Source organism: Sphingobium tyrosinilyticum (genome assembly GCF_042654265.1).
In the GTDB taxonomy this organism is placed as follows: domain Bacteria; phylum Pseudomonadota; class Alphaproteobacteria; order Sphingomonadales; family Sphingomonadaceae; genus Sphingobium; species Sphingobium tyrosinilyticum.
In genome coordinates this window covers 30,538-49,592 of sequence record NZ_JBHSFZ010000031.1, presented here as the reverse complement: position 1 = coordinate 49,592, position 19,055 = coordinate 30,538, and the positions used below count along the sequence as shown (strand labels likewise).

Below are 19,055 nucleotides of genomic sequence, written 5' to 3'. Positions count from 1 at the left end.
CTTTGTCCTTCGCACTGACCAACATCTACGTGCCGTCTTATGAGGACGACAAGGCATGTCGTGCCTTATCGCTCAGTTCAAGCGACATATTCCTGCAAAGCCTGCCGCCTGCCGAGCGGACGAAATATGAAGCTCCCGAAAAGGTTCAGGCCCTTCACAGGCTGATGAGCGACAAACTCGGTTTCAAGATGGTGCCCACCGGTCACGCGTCGGGAGCAAATGGGAGCATGGCGGCGGTTCCGGAGACGGAAAAAGAGGCGCTCCGGCAGAAATATCATATCCCCAAGGGCAAGGGCGTATTGTCCTTCCTCGGTACGCGGCTAGCCTATGACAGTTGCACCAATCCCGAGGATTTTCCGTTCCTGGCCAAAGGCAATGAACCTTATCTGGGAAAGGTCGCCTATGGGATCGACCTGGACGGTCGTAACGGTAAGAATGACTTTCGGGGCCCCAATGGGGAACAGGGCGTCGACAACGAACTGATCCGCGCGACCGGATGCAACTTCGCCACGCGGGACTATGGTACGCCCAAGGTCGCGGATGAAGTGATCACGTCGATCGGCTCGCCCACGCTTGTAGAGATCACCGACGTTGACGATCCGTTGAACGACGACGACGTGACCGTCCATGTCTATGCGAGCGCCAGTCCTCTGGAAGTCTCGGGTTCGGGCAAGGGACTGGGCTGGGCAAGCCTGGATGTCGATCCCGACCCGCGCTTTCAGACCCAGGTGAAGGGGCGCATCCGCAACGGCGAGCTGAGCACCGAACCGTTCGACCTGCGGGTGCGCCTGCGTGAACAGATCGTCGACAGTTATCGCGAGGTGCGGAAGGCACAGATCCGCGCGACGATCAAGGCGGGGGAAAGCATCGAAGGCGGGATCTACGGTTACCACACGCTCGCCAGTATCGAGGAAGGATATCATCAATCGACGCAGGTCGGCGCCAATCTGACCCGCATGTCCTGTCCCGCCCTCATCAAATCCGTCCGCAGTCACGCTGACGCCTTCCCCGATCCCAAGAGCGGGCGCAACACGGCGATTTCTTCCGCTCTGCGGTTCCGTGGCATTCCCGCCTTTCTCATCAAACCGGCTCAAAAGGTGGCCCAAGGGTCGCAGCAATGAACGATAAGACTTCCAAGGCCATTCGCATCGGTTCGGCGGTGACGGCATTGTGCGCGGTAGGCGCTATCCTGCTTGCCGGCACCGCGGGGCGTGCGGATCAGCCGGAGGCGGGCGTACCGAAGCTGCGCCGCCTGACCGAAGCCCAGTATCGCGCGACCATCGCCGACATTTTCGGACCGGACATCAAGATCAGCGGCCGGTTCGAGCCTGATTTGCGGGTGGGCGGCCTGCTGGCCGCCGGAACAAGCGCGGTTTCGCTGACGCCGTCCGGTGCCGAACAATATGAACAGATTGCGCGCGGCATCGCCGAGCAGGTGGTGGACAAATCGCATCGGGACCGGCTGATCACATGTCAGCCTGGTCCTACCGATCCCAACGGAGCTGCCTGCGCGGAGAGCTTCTTCGACAGGGTGGGTTTGCGGCTTTACCGGCGGCCTTTGAGCCCTACCGAAAGCCGACTGGCCGTTTCGCAGACATTAGCCTCGGCGCGCACGCTCAATGACTTCCATGCAGGCGTGGCCGTCATGCTGACGACCATGTTGTCGGATCTGCCATTCCTGTTCCAGATGGACAGGGTGGTGGCTGACCCGGCGCACCGTTCGGCCCAGACCCTCGATGCCTGGTCGCGGGCGAGCAAGCTCAGCTATTTCCTCTGGAACAGCACCCCTGACGAGGAATTGCTCAACACCGCCAGGGATGGTTCGCTGATGACGCAGGCGGGGCTTGCCCAGCAGGTCGGCCGCCTGATGGCCTCACCCCGGTTCGAGACCGGCGTCACGGCCTTCTTCGACGACTTTCTGCAGCTGGAAGGCATGATGTCCTTGTCGAAGGACTCGCTCATCTATCCCGCTTTCCGGTCTTCCGCCGGTCCTGCGGCGCGAGAGCAGACATTGCGCACGATCGTCACGCTGCTGGCGCGGGAAAACGGAGATTATCGTGACCTGTTCACGACCAGGCGGGTGGCGATGAATCGCCAACTCAGTCCGCTTTACCGCATGCCCTACGCACCGCGCGACTGGTCGGTGATCACCCTGCCGGACAGTGATCCGCGCGTGGGCTTGCTGACGCAGATAAGTTTCCTGGCCCTTCATTCGCACGAAGGACGATCGTCGCCGACGCTGCGCGGGAAGGCGTTGCGGGAAGTGCTGATGTGCGAGCATATTCCAACGCCCCCCGCGAACGTCAACTTCACCATCGTGCAGGATACGTCCAATCCGAGCCTGCGCACCACGCGGGAGCGGCTAAAAGCGCATCTCGACGATGAAGAATGTGCCAGCTGCCACAAACTGACCGACCCAATGGGTCTTACCCTCGATAGTTTCGATGGCGCGGGCCAGTTCCGGGCGAGCGAAAATGGCATGGCGATCGATACATCGGGATCGCTCGGCAATGTGAGTTTCCCAGATGCTGCGGGCCTCGGCAAAGCGCTGCATGACAGCCCGCAAGTGACGCAGTGTCTCGCTCAGTCGGCGTGGCGCTATGCCGTGGGTCGAGAGGCGCTGGCGAGCGAGGAACCGGTGACCGCCGCGCTTCACAATGGTTTCGCGCAGAGCGGTTTTCGCATCCGGGCGCTGTTCCGGCAAATTGCCACGGATCCCCATTTCTTCGCGGCCACATCGCGCGTGCCAACTCGCACCACGGCGGCGCGGCATTCAGCTAGGAAGTCATCATGACCAACATGAACAGGCGCGGATTCTTGCTGCGCGGGGCCTTTGCCGGGGCCGCGGTGGGCGTGGGCCTACCGTTCCTGGACTATTTCCTCGATGATAACGGCACCGCCTTCGCCGCTGAATATGGCGGGGGTCGATTGCCGGTGCGTTTCGGTACTTGGTTCTGGGGTTGTGGCATGATCCCCGACCGCTGGAACCCGAAAAAGCAGGGGGCGGGCTATGACCTGCCGCCCGAACTGGCGCCGGTCGCGCCTGTGCAGGACAAGGTGACGATCCTGTCGGGCTTCAGCGTCTCGCTGGATGGGAAGAGCAACCAGCCGCATATTTCCGGCAATATCGGCCTGCGCACCGGAACGCCGGTGGATTCCTGGCAGCAGATCGTCGCGCCCACGCTGGATACCACGATCGCGGATACTATCGGATCGGGTTCCTTTTTCCGCAGCCTGGACCTGAGCGCCGATGGAAATGCACGGACGAGCTTCTCCTACCGCAGCGGCACGGAGATGAACGCCAGCGTCGCGTCGCCGATGGAACTGTATCAGCGCGTATTCGGGGCGGACTTCCACGATCCCAACGCAGCCGAGTTCAAGCCCGATCCGCGCATCATGGCGCGGCGGAGCGTGCTGTCCGCTGTGACTGACGAGCGCCGCCGGATGATGGGCAAACTCGGCGCGGAAGATAAAGCGAGGGTGGACAGCTATTTCACTGCCATCCGCGAGGTCGAGACTAAGCTCGCCCTGCAATTGGAAAAGCCGCCAAAGGCCGAAGCATGCGTCGTTCCGCAAAGGCCCGCTGAAATGGCCCCCAGCACTGACGTGATCGAGCGTCAGAAGTCGCATAAGCTGATGGCGGATCTGCTCGCAATGGCCCTCGCCTGCAATCAGACCAAGGTTTTCAACATGGTCTTTTCCACCGCGACAGCGGACTTGCGCAAAGCGGGTTCGACCACGGCCTATCATCAAGCCACGCATGAAGAACTTGTGGACAAGACCAAAGGCTATCAGCCGACGGTGGATGCCTTTTCTACACAGAGCATGCAGGGTTGGGCGGACTTCGTGGCGTCGATGGCGGCGGTGAAGGAAGGCGATGGCACCCTGCTCGACAACATGCTGGTCATGGCCCATTCCGAAGTCAGCTATGCCAAGAACCATGACGTCAACGGCATACCGGTGATGCTGGCCGGACGGGCAGGCGGCAAGGTCAAGAGCGGAATCCATGTCGCCAGTCAGGGCGACGCGATCTCCCGCGTGGGGCTGACAATGCAGCAACTGATGGGCGTCCCGCTCGACGGATGGGGCACGGGGTCGATGCGCACAAATCGGTCCATTTCGGAGATCATGGTATGAAGAAACTTTTCATCGCACCGTTGCTGATGCTGCCGCTGGCCATGGCCGCCGCACCGGCACAGGCCGATCCGCAATCTACCCCAGCAATGGGGTTTGTTTCGCTTGAGGTGGCGGACATGGCCCGGGCCAAAAGCTTCTATGCCGATACGCTGGGTATGAAGCCGATCCTGACGATCAGCAAGCCGACTGACCCGTTCCAAAAGATCGCTTACAACTTCTCGGGCAATCCGCAATCGAACGAAACGTTGTTGATCCTCATCCACTATGATCGTCCCAAGGCGGATCAGAATAAATCATCCGGCGCGAAGATCGGGCTGCGGGTCGCCGACACCCGGGCCATCGCGGCGAAGGTCAAGTCCGCCGGATATCCGCTGGTCAGCCAGCCGGCTGCGGACGCCAAGGGACCGGTCCTGAACAGCGTCGTGCGCGATCCGGACGGGGTGATCGTGGAACTTGTCGAGCTTCGCATGCCCTGACCGCCATCGCCTTCAACTGGGGTGGGCCGCCGGTTTCATGCTCCGCCGATAATGGGTCGGAGCCATGCCAGTCCAGGCGTGAAATGCCGATCGCAGGGAATCGGAATCGCAAAAATCCAGGCGTTCGGCGATTTCCTCGATCGGCAGATCGGAGTTGACGACAAGATCGATGGCGATGCCGCGCCGGACTTCATCGCGCAACTTGTGAAAGGTCGTGCCTGCCGCGCTCAGCCGCCTGCGCAATGTCATGCGACCCAGCACCAGCTCATTCGCCAATTCATCGAGCGACAGCATGCGCGCCTCTTCCCGCAGGACCAGCGCCATGAGCTGCCGTGATCGCCGTGCGATTTCCTCTGGATCATTTCCGTCACGCAGGCCGAACAGAAAATTGAGCGTCGGCGCCGCCTCGCAATCATCCATCGTCCTTAGGACAGGAAGGTCGAGCATGCGTTCGGCAAAGATCAATTCGGATCGCGGCGTCCCAAGACGGAGTTCGAAGGGCCAGCTGTCATCGTCCAGATAACATGCTGCGGATTCTGGGTAATCCAGCGCTGCGATGCCACCCAGCGGGACGCCGATAAGCCAGCTGAAGATTGAGTGGAACATGAGCTCGCCATGAAGCGAGACGATGAAGTCCAGTTCCTCGTCTCCGCTGCGAGCGCCGCGGAGCGTCAGCCGTGCCCAGGAACCGGAGCAGTTGAGCGAAGCGAACCCCATGCGACCGTCGATCGCCACCAGCAGCTCCTCCATCCGCTGGATCGCTTCGCGCAGGGATTTGCTACCGGTGAGGCAATAGAAGAGCAGCCGCCAGTCGCCCGCGCGAAAAAGCGCGCGGCCCGCCTTGCGCGATTGCATGTCGGCAGCGACGACGCTCGCGTGGGAGGCGATCGCCCGCAACTTCTGTTTCTCGACGGCGAGCAATCCAGGACCCAGAAATTCGGCCAGGGGCTGGTCGATGTTCCGAGTAGCCAATACAGACTGCGCATCGCCGCCCCTGCTCTCAATCAGGCGGAGCAACCGCGCGACAAAGCGGTGGCCGGTGGCGAGCAGATTTTCATTCGGACGGCGCACTCCCGGGGGCTGCTTCGCCGCCAGCCCTTTTCCGCGATCCGATGAAGAGGATGGTTCCGTCATTTCCTGCTTCCGCGTCAAATGTCAGAAGAGCGCCATGGCCCGAATGGGAATACCGGTGGCCTCTGCAATGGGAGGTGCGCCCACGAACATTATGGCGCCGGAGGCTGGCGCCCGATCGAGATTGGCGACGGCTTCTAAGCCCCAGCGGCCGCTCCGCAGCCAGCTTCGATGAACCGGATAATCAGGCATATCGCGCCCGGCATCCAGGGAGAGCGTATCGACCGCGATGCCCCGTACATCCCGCTTTAGCAGAAGATCGGCTGCGGCCCGGCTGAAACCGGGGCTCTTGCGCCGCTCCTCCGGTGATAAGCTGCCATAGCGGGCCACTTCCGCCAGTGGATCCCAAGCTGAGAGCATCGCGACACAGCAACCGGCCGGCAAGCTGCCATGCTTCTTTTCCCAAGCGGCCAGGTCTTCTGGTCCCACTTGCGCATCGCGGTCCAACTGGCGCTTTGCCCTGATGTCGATCACGACAAGAGGCACGACCAGATCGGCGATTGACAAGTCGCCAACGCTGCGGCCCTCGGGAGAGAAATGGCGGGGCGCATCGAGATGGGTTCCGGTGTGCTCAACGATCGAAAGTCGGTTAAGCCGCATGCCAGCCCCGGTGCCGGACCCTTCCACCGCTTCCATCGACAGGCGTCCAGGTGTGAAGGCGAAAGCGCGGGTCAGCCGATGTGTCAGATCGACGATTTCAAGCCTACGCCCATGCAGTTTGATCGTCGCATCATCGGGCGAAACCGCAGATGCAAAGGCTTCGGGGGACCGGCTAGCAAAGGCGGTGACCAGGCTTGCAGCCAAAACAGCGCGGCGGTCGATCATGCTAGCTGCTCCGCGCTAGTAGATGAGCCGTAGAACCTCATCCCTCGATAGCCCTTTGGCGTAGGTTCATGCACCATCCCCCTCCTCTCACCTGTAAGCAGCAGAGCATGCAGCCCCATTATTCATCTGGTCTTACCACGGCGTGATGGCGTGTGTTTGCTGTTTTTTGCCTCGCTTTGCGAAACAGCCTTAGGACAAGCTGGTCGCCCCCTGCTTGTGCAAGGCTGCGCCGATTGCAAAATGGCTGAGCATCAGGTCATCAACCAGGCGGGCGTCGCCGGACACTACCGCGTCGAATATTTTCCGATGGTGGTCGATCAGGAAATCGCGAGCCTTTGAGGTCTCCACGATCCGCTGCCTCCGTTCGAAATGCGATCGTTCCAGCAAATGGGTAATCGTCCCATAAACGGTGGAAAGGGCGGGCGAGTGCGCTGCTGCGACGAGTTCCGCGTGGAAACGGAAGTCCGCATCGCCCCCTGACTGCGCGTCGTCGATGGTGGCCAAAATATCCTCAAGGGCCAAGGCCAGACGCTGAAGATCCTCCTCGGCCGCACGCTCGCAAGCCAGCCGCGCAGCTTGCCGTTCCAAGGCGATCCGAACTTCGACGATGTCTTCGATGATCGCCGGTTGCTGGGCGAGGGCCAGCGAGAAAAATTCTCCCAGAACTGTGGCGTCGGGAATGCGAACCGTGCTTGCACGACCGTGGCGCGTTTCAATGACGCCGATCATTTCCATCGCCCGCACCGCTTCACGCACAGCGGGTCGGCTGACCCCCAATTGCAAGGCGAGTTCGCGTTCACCCGGCAAGCGGTCACCGGTCTGAACCCTACCATTGATCAGCAGATCGCGCAGGTGCGCGAGCACCCTGCGGTAACCGGAAAATTCCTGTATTTCTGCTGCGGTGCATTCGATTGTCATGACCCCTTCGCGTACAACCAGTTTCATCATTTCACCAGTGATTACTATTTGGCGCCCTCCGGCGTGAGCGCGACCCGCCAAAGCTAACGCGGCAGCAGCCGCAGCACTTCGAAAGCTGCGACGGGTGGTAGGTCGAACCACTGATAATCATCGCCCGATTTTCTCGCGCCTCGGATCGTGCGGTCCGTGCGTAGCGCTGATCCCGCAGAGCTGAACGAACCGCGCACCCCCAGCCGCAGTCCGTGAAGAGCCGGCGGCGTGGTGTAAGCGGTGTTCCGTTGCCCCGCATAGTTGATAAGGTGGACCATCAGGGCACCCGTGCCATCCTGCCGCTGAACGGTCAGTTCGACAGGGCCTTCGCCTTCCAGGCGGATTGACGGTGGCGGCGCGAAGCGGTCGATGATCGCGCCGAACAAGCCTCGGTGCGCCTGCAGACCGTCCCGATAGTAGAGCGTTTCGGGCATCCAGGGGATGTGGACCGCCGTACCCTTGCCAAACTGGATGGCGACAACGCCGGGGTCAGGACGCGCCATGGCGTCCGGTTTTGCATAACTGAATTCCGGCGGACCGAAGCGCTGATCGGGCGCGAAGGGGACCAGCGTCGTCGCTCCCTGGCGCTGACGACTATGGAAGTAGCGGCCGTCAACGGGAATGCGCGCGCCGCCGAAATCCAGTTGAGAGCCATCATCCTTCAACGACCAGCCATGGGCGTCGGACTCCCCGGTGAACATCTCCACCGGGCTGCTCGCCAATATCTGCCGCGCGCGCGGCTGACCTTTCGCATCGAGCGCACCCGTCTTGCCTGTCGTAATCAACAAGCCGCCCGCCGCGACAAAATTGTCGAGCGCCGCCGCTTCCTCGTCCGAAAGCCGTTGGCCGTCGGACACCAGAACGACGTCGAAATTGTCGGTCAGCGCCCTCCCCTCCTTCACCAGACGTCCTGCATTGAGGCTGAGAAAGGGCTGACGAAGATCGATCAACGCTTGATAGGCACCCCGCAGGCCGGGTGAAAATCCACGCTCGCCGCCGGTGAAGCCCGAGGCGGGGGAGAAGAGCCCGACGCGTCCGACGGGTGTCAGGCCCGCATAATGACGTTCGTTGGCTGCATGCCATTTGAAGAGTTGGGACACAGGCTGCAGCCAGCTTTGATCGTCTTGATCCGCCAGGGTGCCCATCAGATACAGGTCGAGCTTGCCGCCCGCTCCCAGCGCCTGCGCAAAACGGAGCAGTTGATTGTCCGCACTCTCGGTCGCTTGTCGCCACGGATAGTCGATATGGGCGGCCGAAGCAGCCGAAAAGGGGCGCTTGGGATTGACGCCTGTGGCCCAGCGTACCTGTTCCCCCATCGCATAGGGCCATTCGGGCGCTGGACGATCCACCCGCCGCTGTACCTCTCCGCGCGCCACCTGGCCTACGAAGAAATCCATGAGCGGCACATCGGGCCTGACCGAGCGCACCAGCATAGTCGTCCGTTGGGCCAGTTCCGCCAGCGTCCGGCCTTGAAAAGCGATATAGGGCAGCCAGTTGGGATCATCCGCGCCGTCGGTTTTCGGCAGGTCCAGCCCATACATGGCGCGGAACTTCTTCCTGCAATTGTCACAGACGCAAATGCCATGATCGACATTCGCATAGTCGGTCCGCGTATATCCCACCATGTTGAAGAACAGGCCGTCTATGTCATACCGCCCTATGCCTTCCTCCAGGATGCGCAGGGCATAATCCTGCGCCCATCCGCCATTTGGGCAGACCTGATAGGTACCTTCATATTCGCGCACGGACCCGTCCCGGTTGCGCATGAACCAGTCGGGATGAGCATCGAAGACGGACTTGGTTGTCTTGGACAGATCGAACCGGCCGATATAGGCGAGGCCGTTGGCGTGTGCCGCATCGACCATCCGCCCCACGAAATCGCCCTTCAGATAGGGGTTCGCATATTGAAGCGGCAGGGCGGAGGGATAGAAGGCGACGATCCCGCCAATATTCGAAACGATTGCAGTGGCGCCGAAATCGCGGGCTGCGCGGGCGATCACGGCCGGATCCTGCTGTGCATCTATCTCGCGCAGGTTTGTCTGCAGGATGCGATATTCGCTTTTCCACCAGTCCTTCGTCATGGCTGATGTCGCGGCGTTTGCGGAACCCAGGACAGCCGATGTCGCGGAAATTATCGCACTGTGGCCTAAGGCAGCCATCATGTCACGGCGCGAAAGATTGAAATCCCGGCGATCCATGCAACTCTCCCAAAAGTGGTCGGTCTATGATGGCGGCCGACTCCCGTCGCAAGCGGCGCACTATCCTGTCTCACGATGTGGACATTTTCCTTGCGCGAGCATTTCAAGTGGCTGTCACATCTTTCGGCGAGAGCGACCCACGCTCAGGCTGCGTCGTCGATCAGGATCACCCGGAAGTCATTCACGGTCGTCCGCGTCGGCCCCGTAAAGACAAGATCGCCCAGCGCTTCGAAAAAGCCGTAGCTGTCGTTCCGCCGCAGCATCCCAGCGGGGGAAATCCCCTCTGCCTTCGCCCGCCGCAGCGTCGATCCATCGATGATCGCCCCGGCATGCCCTCCTACGCCGTCAATACCGTCTGTATCGCAGGCAATCGCCGAAATCCCCGCGGCACCGTCTAGTGAAAGGCCGAGGCTGAGCGCATATTCGCTATTGCGCCCGCCCTTCCCCACCTTGTTGCGCACCAGCACCGTCGTTTCTCCACCGGACAGCAACGCCCATTTGCCACCTTTGCGCCGATGATGCAGCGCGAGGGCGGCGTGCACGATGCCCAGTTCTGTCGAATCCCCTTCCAGATCGTCCCCAAGATAAACCGGCATAAATCCTTGCGATGCCGCGATCTCGCCCGCGGCCTGCAAGGCCATGTGGTTGCGCGCGACGATATGCGCCTCAGCCCGCGTCATCGCTGCGGCATCTGGCCGCGGCGTTGCGTGCCGCTCATCCTCAAGAATGCGCCGCACATGATCGGGCACCGGAATTGCGAAACGTTCAAGCACCCGCCGTGCGTCCTGTAACGTCGTTCGGTCCGCGACGGTCGGTCCGGAAGCGATCAGCGCCGGGTCATCACCTGACACATCGGAAAAGGCGAGCGTCACCACTTCGGCAGGATGCGCCAGCACCGCGAGGCGCCCCCCCTTGACCTGCGACAGATGCGTGCGGACACAATTGATCTGGGAAATCGTCGCGCCGCACAGCAGTAGCTCCTCCGTCAGTTGGCGTTTGTCTTCAAGGGAGAGACCTTCCGCTGGCAGAGCGAGGAGCGCTGAGCCCCCCCCCGATACCAGCGCGAGCAGTTGGTCTTCCTCCGTCAGTTCGGACACCGCCTCGCGGATCATCTTGGCAGCTTCCAGCCCATGCTGATCCGGCAGTGGGTGGCCCCCTTCCAGCAGCATAGCGCTCGAGGGTAGATCGGCCAGCGCGCAGCCGTGCCCATAGGGAACCAGTATGATCGCACGCGTCTGCGGCGGGGCGTCCCTCAGCGCGACTCTGGCCATGGCTGCCCCAGCCTTGCCCACGGCAACGACAAGCCTGCGGCCTTTGGGATAAGGGGGGAGATAGGCGGGCAGGCAACGGTCCGCCGACACCGCGGATAACGCGACCTCCAACATTTCGCTCAGCAATTCCGCGTGGACGCCGCGACTTCCGGTCCTGATATCCACGCCCACACATTCTCCCCAGTTACATCTGCCTGTTCTAATCGGTCTCGTGTGCGGCTGCAAATGCCCGCCATTCTATTCCGTCCACTGGAACGGTCCAGAACGCTTGCTCCCTGAAACAGGCTTCCGATCGACGCGGAAGATCATACTGTTCGTCCAAAATCGACGGATTGCTCCAAAAACCCGTGTTCACTGATCCCAAACCGGGTGGTCCATGATCTCGACAGGCGTCATTTGACCATGAAAAGTCACGGATGGTGCCCAAGCCCTCCGATGCCTACCGACCGGACGAAGCGCTGGCTGACCGACAGGATGTTTTCAGAGAGGACGAAGTGAAGATGAAGCTCCCCTATTCGACAGCATTCGTGGTGCTGGGCATGTTGGCCAGCTATGCGGCCTATGCTGCGGCGCCTGCAGTCACCAACGCGATCAAGGCCCGCCAGGCGAGCTACAAGGAGATCGGCGGAGCGTTCAAAAGCATCAATGACGAGCTGAAGTCGGGCGCGCCCGACATGAACAGCGTCAAGCCGCTGGCGCGTGACATCGCCGCACGCGCCGCACTGCTGCCCAAATATTTCCCGAAGGGCAGCGGCCCGGAGGCCGGTCTCAAGACCCGCGCCAAGCCCGAAATCTGGAAGGATAACGCCGCCTTCGTGAAGCTTCAGGGCGACATGATCACCGCCGCGCGCGCGCTGGACGCTGCCGCCGCGAGCGGCAACGTTGCCGGCCTCAGCGCAGCACGAAACACGCTGGGCGGCACCTGCAAGAGTTGCCACGACCGTTTCCGCGCGGAGCTTTGATGGCGGAGGCGGACATGAGCAGCGCGCCTGCGCGCCTGCGCATCTGGGACCTGCCAACCCGTCTGTTCCACTGGACATTGGTGCCCCTGCTGGGGCTCGCCTGGTGGACGGCGGAAGAACGGATGCTCGATTGCATCGGCTCGCAGGATACAGCATCTTGACGCTGCTGCTCTTCCGCCTCATCTGGGGCGTTGCGGGCAGCAGCACCGCTCTCTTTTCCCATTTCGTGGGTGGGCCCGGAAAGCTGTTCCGCTACGTGCGCGGTCATATGTTCAAGCGGGGGGCTGCTCCGGCGCCCGGCCATAATCCGGTTGGCGGCTGGAGCGTTTTGGCGATGATTGCGCTGCTGGCGACGCAAGTCGGCCTCGGCTTCTTCTCGGTCGATATCGACGGCATGGAATCCGGCCCCTTCGCCTATCTGGTGGATTTTGACACCGGACGGGTCGCGGCGGAATGGCACGCGTTCGTCTTCAACATCATCCTGACGCTGACGGCGCTGCATGTCGTGGCGATCCTCTTTTACCTGATCCATCGCCGCGATAACCTTATCGGCCCGATGATCAGCGGATCGCGGCGATGGACTGGCGAACAGCCGGTTTTGCGTTTCGCGTCGAACCGGGTCGCGCTGGCGATCTTCCTGCTGATCGCGGGCGGGTCATGTCTGCTGATCGCGCAGTTCGGCAGGGCCTGATTTACGGGCAACTCGCCACGGCGCGTAGCGAAAACGGAACGGCAGATTGGAAAAACAGTCCTCATCGCGAGGGATAGAAATAGTGCAGCAACCTATTTTGGGAGAAATCAGATGAACAGCAGACTCAAGGATCGCCGCATCATCATATTCGGTAGCGCAACAGGCATCGGCGCCGCAACCGTCAAGCGGCTGACCGCAGAAGGCGCGCGAGTCTGTGCGGCCGACATCAACCTAGCCGGAGCGGAGGCAGCGGCGCAGGCGGCAGGCAATGGCGCCTTTGCCGTCCATGTCGATATTTCTGACGAACAGTCGGTGAACGAAGCGGTCAAGACTGCGGTGGAGCGCTTGGGCGGCCTTGATGGCGCGCATATCAACGCAGCGGACCTGCGCGTGATCATGGAGGACTCTGACGCCCTGGCGCTCGACCTTGCCGTGTTCGACCGCACCATCGCCGTTAACCTGCGCGGCCACCTGCTGTGCACGCGCGCCGTGGTGCCGCATCTGCTGAAGAACAAGGAGTCGGCGATCGTCTATACCAGCTCCGGCTCCGCCCATGGCGCGGAACCCACCCGTCCCTCCTACGCAATGTCGAAGGCGGGCGTGAACGCCCTGATGCGTCACGTCTCATCGCGCTGGGGCAAGGAAGGGCTGACCGCCAACGTCCTCGCCCCCGGCTTCACCGTGACTGGCGAGATGAAGGCGCAGATGGAAGCTAATGGCCCCGAAGCCGAAAAATGGGCGCAATATTTCATGTCGCGCACGCCCCACACCCGGCTGGGCGAATCCGAAGATCATGCCGCCGTCGTCGCGCTGCTGCTCTCCGCTGATGGCCGCTGGATCAATGGCTCAATCGTCGACGTGAACGGCGGATCGCTGATGCGCGCTTGATCACCCGCTACAGCCAAGGAAAGGCCTCCTTCCCTCGATGAGGGAAGGAGGCCTTTCCTTGGCTCAAATTCTGATGTGGCCGATTTCAGTTCAGTGGCGCCCGGATTACTCCAGACGCCACTCCCCCTTAGAAACGGTAGTTTGCGGTCAGGCCGAACTCGCGCGGCGCATTGACCGACACGGCGGTATATCCCGAACGGAAAGGCGCAGGATTGCCTGCCGGACCGGGGACCAGGAACCGCGTTGCGACTTGCAGTTCAGCGCGGGACGCACTGGTTATCTGCGTCGTGTTGAACAGGTTCTTCACAAAAGCCGTAAGTTCCCACCCAGCGTCATGCGAGCGAATACCAGCGAACAGATTAACATTCGTGAACGCCTTGTACCGATAGTCAGCCGTCTCCGAATAGAAACCGGGCCGGTAATTCACCAATCCGCGGAAAAATGGCTGCAAACTGCCGACCGAGAAGCGGAGTTCGCTGTTCGCGCTTAGTGCAAAACGCGGAATATTCGCCAAGCGATCGCTCGTCTGGCAGAACGCCACTTGTTGTCCGATCGGCACTGCGGGCTGCCCTGCTGTATCCGGGATGCCGTCGCCATTGGAGTCACGGCACGGAACGAGCGCGTTATCATAATGGGAATTGGCATAGGACGCGTTTATGGAAATGTCCCAATCGTCGACGGGGCGTGCGTCGAATTGCATCTCGACCCCCTTGGATATGGCATCGCCGTTGAAGCTGATCGAATTGGCCGACCCGTCGATGACACCGTTTCTCGCCGAAGATGTCGGAGCGGTCACAAGGCCGACGAAGCCGTCGAACTTCTGATAGAAGGCGGCCAGGTTGAGCGACACGCGCCGATTAAACAGTTGCGCCTTCAAACCGGCCTCGACCGCATCGGAACGCTCCGGGTTCAGCACCAGAAGATCGGACGACAATGGCGAGTTCACACCAAGTTGGGCCGATCCACGCCGATAGGAACGGCCATAAGTGACGTAGGTCGTTACATCTGGCGTCCAGTCATAGCTGATGCTGGCTGTCCCGGTCAGCGGATGATTGATTTGCGTTACGAAATCGGGATCGACGGTCGCCGCGCGAGGCACAATCACCCCCGCCGGTACGGGTATTCCCACGCCACCTGTCGTCGTCACCTCCAGAAAGCTTTGCGCCGTTGCGGACACCCGGGTGTAGCGCGCGCCCAGTTCGACCCTCAGCTTGTCGGTCAATTGCAACCGCGTCTGACCGAAGAAGGCGAGGTCGGTCGTGTTATTGTCGATATCCACGACAGCCAGCAAAGGCAGCGAGAACATGCTGGCCGGGAACGGCGTGTTCGGAACACGATTGGCGAAGAAGCTGTCTACACGGATCGATGAAAGGCTATGCGAGGTAGTCTTGTTGTAGAAGACGCCAAGCGTATAGTTGAACATCCCTTCAAATGCGGATGCGACGCGCGCTTCCGCTGTATAGACATGAGTGGGATTAGGAACGGTCAAGACTTGGTCATATCCCTGCACTGCATTGCCAACATCTTGATCTGTACGGGAATTGAGGTTGCTATATTGATAACCGCCTAGCACCGAAATCAAATGACTACCCAGGTCGAAGGACGCGTCGGCAGTGACCAGGTGAGTGCGATTTGTGTAAAAGGACTGCCCTTCATGAACGGCTAGGCGATCCGATGCGCTGATCGCCGGGCCAGTCACAAATGGCGAGAACAGGCTGGGGCGATTACCCGTGCCCATAACCGCGCGGTTCTGCACCAGATCGCTTTCCAGATATTGATACATGATGTTGCCGCGCAGCCGCTCAGTCGGCGCGAAAGAAAGAGTGGCGCGGACGCTCTCGGTTTCCTGGTTCGACCATTCATCGCGGTTGATATTATAGACATGGTTGACGCGATTGCGATCGACCAGGGCGGCGATGCGAAGGGCCAATTTGTTTTCGATGAGCGGCGTCGAGGCCGCAATTTGGAAATTGCGCGCATGTTTGTTACTGACCGTGGCCTGCAGATAGCCGTCGGCAGCGTCGAGATCGGCCCGCCTCGTCGTGAGTGTGATCGCGCCAGCAGGAGCGGTGCGGCCTCGCAAGGTTCCCTGTGGTCCGCGCAATACTTCTACCTGGCCGATGTCGTAAATCGCCGTCGTCACAGTCTGGATATCGACAGGCACTTCATTATAATAGACGGCTACCGCCGCCGGACCGCCGATGTCGGGGTTGAATGAAATGCCGCGCAATGTCGCAATGCTGACGCGACCCGATGTGTTCGCGATCTGGAGGCCCGGCGCCAGGGCGGGCACATCCTTGAAATCGAACAGGTTGAATTTCTCGATCTGCTCCCCGGTGGCGACATCGACCGCCATGGGAACATCCTTTAGCTTTTCTTCCCGCTTGCCCGCCGTAACGATGATGTCCGCCGGAAGAGCCTTTTCATTCTCGGACGGTATATCCGTTTGCGCCCAACCCGCAGTGCTGACGCACGCAGCGGCGCTTGCCATCAATAAAAGCGCAAGCCTTTTGGAACTGTGCCCAGGCATCCCCTACCCCCATTTCTGACCAAAGGATTTTGTCGTCGGGCCGTGTCAGTGAGGGGCCTCAGCCTTCGCAGCTCCCCTTTCTACCTTTCGGCCCATTAAATATTTGAGGGCTTGATCGGCAATCGACAACGATGTCGCGCCTCTATTCCGCATAGTGGAACAGATGTGTTTCGCCGTTGGATGCCGGTATGGATCCTATGGTGGGAACAGTTCGACTGCCCCACCCTCTCTTCATTTGCCGAACGTACCCACATACAGGCCGACGGGGTAGGGCGAAACGCCATCCTTCGACCCCTTGATGGCAAAGGCGATCTGCCTACCGTCGGGCGAGACGGTCGACTGATGCGCCTGCGCACCCGACGGGCTGATGTTCGTCAGCGGTCGCCGCGACTTGCCATCCATGGTGACGACGAAGATGTCGAAGCCCTTATCCGAATTGGCGGCGGCCACTTCCTTCGCATTGGCTACGCCGTTCATCTCCAGAACCATTTCGACGCCGCTTTTGCCAAGCCCGCTGACGCCGCGATACTGCCCATCGGGATCGGATGCATAATTGGACTCCTCCAGGCCGTAACGCTCATCGGGGAAGAGGTGCGTCTCATTATGCGCTGACGTTGCGTAGACTTTGCTGACCGCCTTGCTCGCGACATCGACCTTGTACATTTCGCTGTCCACGGTCCTGGGCTCGATCGTCCAGAACATTACGGCGCGACCGCCGTCGATGAACTCATAGGCTTCGGGAAAACTCGTCTCGCCCGGCTGACCGATCTTATAATCATATAGCAGCTCAATGTCGGAAAATTGCGCAGTGCGGCCATCATTCTTCAACTTCGCCTTGACGAGTTGCAGGCCCTTGTCCCTCGGCCGTGACCAGGCAACATTGACCGACTTGTCTGCATTGGGCGTGCGTGCGATGGCAATGTCGCCCATGGCTCCCGTACCCAGCGACACCGGTTTGCCGAGAGATTTCGGCATCCAGAACAATTCGGTGCGCCCTGCATCGCCGCTACCGCCGCTGCCACCAGCCATTCCCGGGGCCGCTTCGATCAGGAAGCTATTGTCCGGCAGATAGAATATGCGCGTCACAAACTGCGTCTTGCCGAATTTGCAGGTAAGGCAGCGCACCTTCTTCGTCTTCACGTCGACTTCATAGGCAGGGCCGTCGACCAAATCGTCCTTGGTAAAGACGATCCTGCGCCCGTCGGGCGACCAGTTGGGCCGGTTGCCCCAATCCAATATTCGCTCCTGCCGGAACGGCGCTGTCAGATAATCAATCTTGCCAACAACCGCTTCCTGCTCCGCCGCGCGCGCCGGCATGGACGCCAAGGGCGGCAAAATCGCGCCGGCCGCACCGGCGGCGAGCACAAGCCGCCACATGTGCATCCGGGATTTTCCGTCGGTCTTCTTCATGGAATCAAACTCCTCAATTTGCCTCGCGCAAATATGCAGCGTCGTCGCAGGTCTTCGCGATCTTTCAACTTAAGCGATCATCGCTTCCAAATGGCGGAACAGCATTACGCGGAACACTGCCTCAACCTTTCAAGAACGGCTGAACGGTCCGGGATGGAAGCAGCGGCGCCCACTGTCTGGACGGCAATGGAGCCTGCCGCGTTCGCCTCGATCGCTGCGGTTGCAAGATCATCGCCTCGCGCCAGCCCAGCAGCCAAATAGCCGCAAAAGCAGTCCCCCGCACCTGTGGTATCGATCACATCAACTTTATGCCCTGGGATGCGCAACACCGATCCGCTGCGGACGATGGCCAATCCGTCAGCGCCTATCGTCGCGACCAGCGCCTGGCGGCCGCTCATTCCCATACGATCCCTGTAGGAAAGAAGCGCCGCATCGTTCAGTCCTTCATCGGCGCCCGCCAGGAGAAACAGTTCTGCTTCATTGACCACCAATATATCGCATAGAGGCAGTAGCTCCCTGGCCGCCATGCTGGCAGGTGCGGCGTTGAGGACGGTGGTCGCTCCAGCGGATTGCCCCATGTTGAAAAATGCCGTCGCTGCCGAAACGGGCGTCTCCATCTGAGTAAGGCAAATGTCGCCCGGCATGACTTCCACGCTTTTTACCAGACCCGCGTCCACCTTGCTGTTTGCGCCCGCCACTACGATGATTTGATTGTCGTGTGGAGATGTCGCGACCAGTGCCGCCCCGGTCGGCAAACCGACCGGGATCATTTTACTTACGTCCACGCCATAGTCTTGCAACGTGGCGGTCATCGTCGCACCTTCAACATCCGATCCGACCGCGGCCAGCAGGGTGCAGGCCGCGCCGGCCCTCACCGCTCCGACCGCCTGATTGGCGCCTTTCCCCCCCAGTTGGCGCACAAGGCCGCGGCCTTCCACCGTTTCACCCGCGTTGGGCAGGCGGAATGCGCTGACGATCAGATCGACATTGACGCTTCCCAGCACGACAACCTTGCCGCCATCCTTCAAGCCAGTGAAAGGCCGCGGCGTCATCCGGCAGACAGGTCCGAAGAGCCGGACGTCGCCAGAGCTTCCTCCAACAGCGCGAGTTTGGCGACACGACGGCGAAAATGTTCTTCTTCGCTAAACCGCGCGGCCAAAAATTGCCGCACGATGTCGAGTGCGATCTGGGGCCCGGTTATCCATGCACCGATGCAAAGCACGTTGACATCGTCATGCACCACGGCCTGCCGCGCAACATATGTGTCGTGAGCCACCGCCGCGCGAATGCCCCTGATCTTGTTCGCCGCGATGCACGCCCCCGCGCCGGTCCCGCACAACAAGATGACGCGATCCGCCTCGCCTTCCAATATCGCCCGCACGGCGCGCTGCGTGATGTCGGGAAAATCCACCGGCTCTTCTGACCGGGTGCCCACATCGATGATCCGGCCGCAATGACGGCTCAGCAGTTCGAGCACGGGAACGCGCAGGTTAAATCCCGCATGATCGTTCGCGAAGCCGATCCTTTCACGGAAGGGAATAGCCTGTTCGTCGGCTGCCAAAGTTTCCGCAACTGCCATCTCAATAAT

17 protein-coding genes are annotated in these 19,055 nt (G+C 60.8%); 8 read left to right on the top strand and 9 right to left on the bottom strand.

Going from position 1 to position 19,055, the window contains the following annotated elements; all coding sequences use genetic code 11:
• The first annotated feature begins 2 nt into the window (after positions 1-2).
• Genes ACFO3E_RS14715 through ACFO3E_RS14700 form a run of 4 tightly spaced genes read left to right on the top strand, consistent with a single transcriptional unit; the run spans position 3 to position 4,613 of the window.
• The gene (locus tag ACFO3E_RS14715; RefSeq protein ID WP_380805616.1) at positions 3-1,121 is read left to right on the top strand and encodes a hypothetical protein; all 1,119 of its coding nucleotides are present in this window, start codon (positions 3-5) and stop codon (positions 1,119-1,121) included.
• Positions 1,118-2,794: a DUF1592 domain-containing protein gene (locus ACFO3E_RS14710; protein WP_380805613.1), complete on the top strand. Its 1,677-nt coding sequence runs from the start codon at positions 1,118-1,120 to the stop codon at positions 2,792-2,794. The genes ACFO3E_RS14715 and ACFO3E_RS14710 overlap by 4 nt, the downstream gene beginning before the upstream one ends.
• Positions 2,791-4,137 (top strand): DUF1552 domain-containing protein, encoded by a 1,347-nt coding sequence (locus tag ACFO3E_RS14705; RefSeq protein ID WP_066529665.1) that lies wholly within the window; start codon positions 2,791-2,793, stop codon positions 4,135-4,137. Before ACFO3E_RS14710 ends, ACFO3E_RS14705 begins: the two co-directional genes overlap by 4 nt.
• Positions 4,134-4,613 (top strand): VOC family protein, encoded by a 480-nt coding sequence (locus tag ACFO3E_RS14700; RefSeq protein ID WP_380805610.1) that lies wholly within the window; start codon positions 4,134-4,136, stop codon positions 4,611-4,613. Before ACFO3E_RS14705 ends, ACFO3E_RS14700 begins: the two co-directional genes overlap by 4 nt.
• 12 nt (positions 4,614-4,625) lie before the next feature.
• Here the strand turns inward: ACFO3E_RS14700 and ACFO3E_RS14695 are convergent, their stop codons facing one another.
• The 5 genes from ACFO3E_RS14695 to ACFO3E_RS14675 form a co-directional block, all read right to left on the bottom strand.
• On the bottom strand, positions 4,626-5,747 hold the full coding sequence (locus ACFO3E_RS14695) for a helix-turn-helix domain-containing protein (RefSeq protein WP_380805607.1): 1,122 nt from the start codon (positions 5,745-5,747) through the stop codon (positions 4,626-4,628).
• A 21-nt stretch (positions 5,748-5,768) separates the two neighbouring features.
• Complete coding sequence (locus ACFO3E_RS14690) at positions 5,769-6,569, bottom strand: cyclase family protein (protein ID WP_380805604.1); 801 nt, start codon at positions 6,567-6,569, stop codon at positions 5,769-5,771.
• A gap of 189 nt (positions 6,570-6,758) precedes the next feature.
• Positions 6,759-7,487, bottom strand: coding sequence for a FadR/GntR family transcriptional regulator (locus ACFO3E_RS14685; protein ID WP_380805601.1), 729 nt, complete (start codon positions 7,485-7,487; stop codon positions 6,759-6,761).
• Between the two features lie 83 nt (positions 7,488-7,570).
• Positions 7,571-9,598 (bottom strand): alpha-amylase family protein, encoded by a 2,028-nt coding sequence (locus ACFO3E_RS14680; RefSeq protein WP_380805599.1) that lies wholly within the window; start codon positions 9,596-9,598, stop codon positions 7,571-7,573.
• Between the two features lie 260 nt (positions 9,599-9,858).
• On the bottom strand, positions 9,859-11,151 hold the full coding sequence (locus ACFO3E_RS14675; RefSeq protein WP_197486388.1) for a glycerate kinase type-2 family protein: 1,293 nt from the start codon (positions 11,149-11,151) through the stop codon (positions 9,859-9,861).
• Between the two features lie 251 nt (positions 11,152-11,402).
• On the opposite strand from ACFO3E_RS14675, the gene ACFO3E_RS14670 reads away from it, so the two are divergent.
• From ACFO3E_RS14670 to ACFO3E_RS14655, 4 genes are all read left to right on the top strand, one after another.
• Entirely contained in the window at positions 11,403-11,948 is a 546-nt protein-coding gene (locus tag ACFO3E_RS14670) for a c-type cytochrome (RefSeq protein ID WP_082919693.1), read from the top strand.
• 14 nt (positions 11,949-11,962) lie between these two features.
• Positions 11,963-12,109 (top strand): hypothetical protein, encoded by a 147-nt coding sequence (locus tag ACFO3E_RS14665; RefSeq protein WP_225870646.1) that lies wholly within the window; start codon positions 11,963-11,965, stop codon positions 12,107-12,109.
• Entirely contained in the window at positions 12,106-12,639 is a 534-nt protein-coding gene (locus tag ACFO3E_RS14660; RefSeq protein ID WP_380805596.1) for a cytochrome b/b6 domain-containing protein, read from the top strand. The genes ACFO3E_RS14665 and ACFO3E_RS14660 overlap by 4 nt, the downstream gene beginning before the upstream one ends.
• 111 nt (positions 12,640-12,750) lie before the next feature.
• On the top strand, positions 12,751-13,527 hold the full coding sequence (locus tag ACFO3E_RS14655; protein ID WP_066529675.1) for an SDR family NAD(P)-dependent oxidoreductase: 777 nt from the start codon (positions 12,751-12,753) through the stop codon (positions 13,525-13,527).
• Between the two features lie 127 nt (positions 13,528-13,654).
• Here ACFO3E_RS14655 and ACFO3E_RS14650 read toward each other — a convergent pair whose 3' ends face one another.
• The 4 genes from ACFO3E_RS14650 to ACFO3E_RS14635 form a co-directional block, all read right to left on the bottom strand.
• On the bottom strand, positions 13,655-16,018 hold the full coding sequence (locus tag ACFO3E_RS14650) for a TonB-dependent receptor (protein ID WP_380805593.1): 2,364 nt from the start codon (positions 16,016-16,018) through the stop codon (positions 13,655-13,657).
• Between the two features lie 270 nt (positions 16,019-16,288).
• Positions 16,289-17,467, bottom strand: coding sequence for a TolB-like translocation protein (locus ACFO3E_RS14645; RefSeq protein WP_380805591.1), 1,179 nt, complete (start codon positions 17,465-17,467; stop codon positions 16,289-16,291).
• Between the two features lie 104 nt (positions 17,468-17,571).
• A complete protein-coding gene (locus ACFO3E_RS14640; protein WP_380805588.1) occupies positions 17,572-18,519 on the bottom strand; it encodes a ribokinase in 948 nt (315 codons plus the stop codon).
• Positions 18,516-19,046: an RpiB/LacA/LacB family sugar-phosphate isomerase gene (locus ACFO3E_RS14635; RefSeq protein ID WP_066531568.1), complete on the bottom strand. Its 531-nt coding sequence runs from the start codon at positions 19,044-19,046 to the stop codon at positions 18,516-18,518. Before ACFO3E_RS14635 ends, ACFO3E_RS14640 begins: the two co-directional genes overlap by 4 nt.
• Between the last annotated feature and the right edge of the window lie 9 nt (positions 19,047-19,055).

Bases quoted from the DNA above. Each gene is read 5' to 3' on its own strand.
- ACFO3E_RS14710 (WP_380805613.1), top strand. From the start codon at position 1,118: ATGAACGATAAGACTTCCAAGGCCATTCGCATCGGTTCGGCGGTGACG.
- ACFO3E_RS14705 (WP_066529665.1), top strand. From the start codon at position 2,791: ATGACCAACATGAACAGGCGCGGATTCTTGCTGCGCGGGGCCTTTGCC.
- ACFO3E_RS14700 (WP_380805610.1), top strand. From the start codon at position 4,134: ATGAAGAAACTTTTCATCGCACCGTTGCTGATGCTGCCGCTGGCCATG.
- ACFO3E_RS14695 (WP_380805607.1), bottom strand. From the start codon at position 5,747: ATGACGGAACCATCCTCTTCATCGGATCGCGGAAAAGGGCTGGCGGCG.
- ACFO3E_RS14690 (WP_380805604.1), bottom strand. From the start codon at position 6,569: ATGATCGACCGCCGCGCTGTTTTGGCTGCAAGCCTGGTCACCGCCTTT.
- ACFO3E_RS14685 (WP_380805601.1), bottom strand. From the start codon at position 7,487: ATGACAATCGAATGCACCGCAGCAGAAATACAGGAATTTTCCGGTTAC.
- ACFO3E_RS14680 (WP_380805599.1), bottom strand. From the start codon at position 9,598: ATGACGAAGGACTGGTGGAAAAGCGAATATCGCATCCTGCAGACAAAC.
- ACFO3E_RS14670 (WP_082919693.1), top strand. From the start codon at position 11,403: ATGGTGCCCAAGCCCTCCGATGCCTACCGACCGGACGAAGCGCTGGCT.
- ACFO3E_RS14665 (WP_225870646.1), top strand. From the start codon at position 11,963: ATGAGCAGCGCGCCTGCGCGCCTGCGCATCTGGGACCTGCCAACCCGT.
- ACFO3E_RS14655 (WP_066529675.1), top strand. From the start codon at position 12,751: ATGAACAGCAGACTCAAGGATCGCCGCATCATCATATTCGGTAGCGCA.
- ACFO3E_RS14650 (WP_380805593.1), bottom strand. From the start codon at position 16,018: ATGGCAAGCGCCGCTGCGTGCGTCAGCACTGCGGGTTGGGCGCAAACG.
- ACFO3E_RS14645 (WP_380805591.1), bottom strand. From the start codon at position 17,467: ATGAAGAAGACCGACGGAAAATCCCGGATGCACATGTGGCGGCTTGTG.
- ACFO3E_RS14640 (WP_380805588.1), bottom strand. From the start codon at position 18,519: ATGACGCCGCGGCCTTTCACTGGCTTGAAGGATGGCGGCAAGGTTGTC.
- ACFO3E_RS14635 (WP_066531568.1), bottom strand. From the start codon at position 19,046: ATGGCAGTTGCGGAAACTTTGGCAGCCGACGAACAGGCTATTCCCTTC.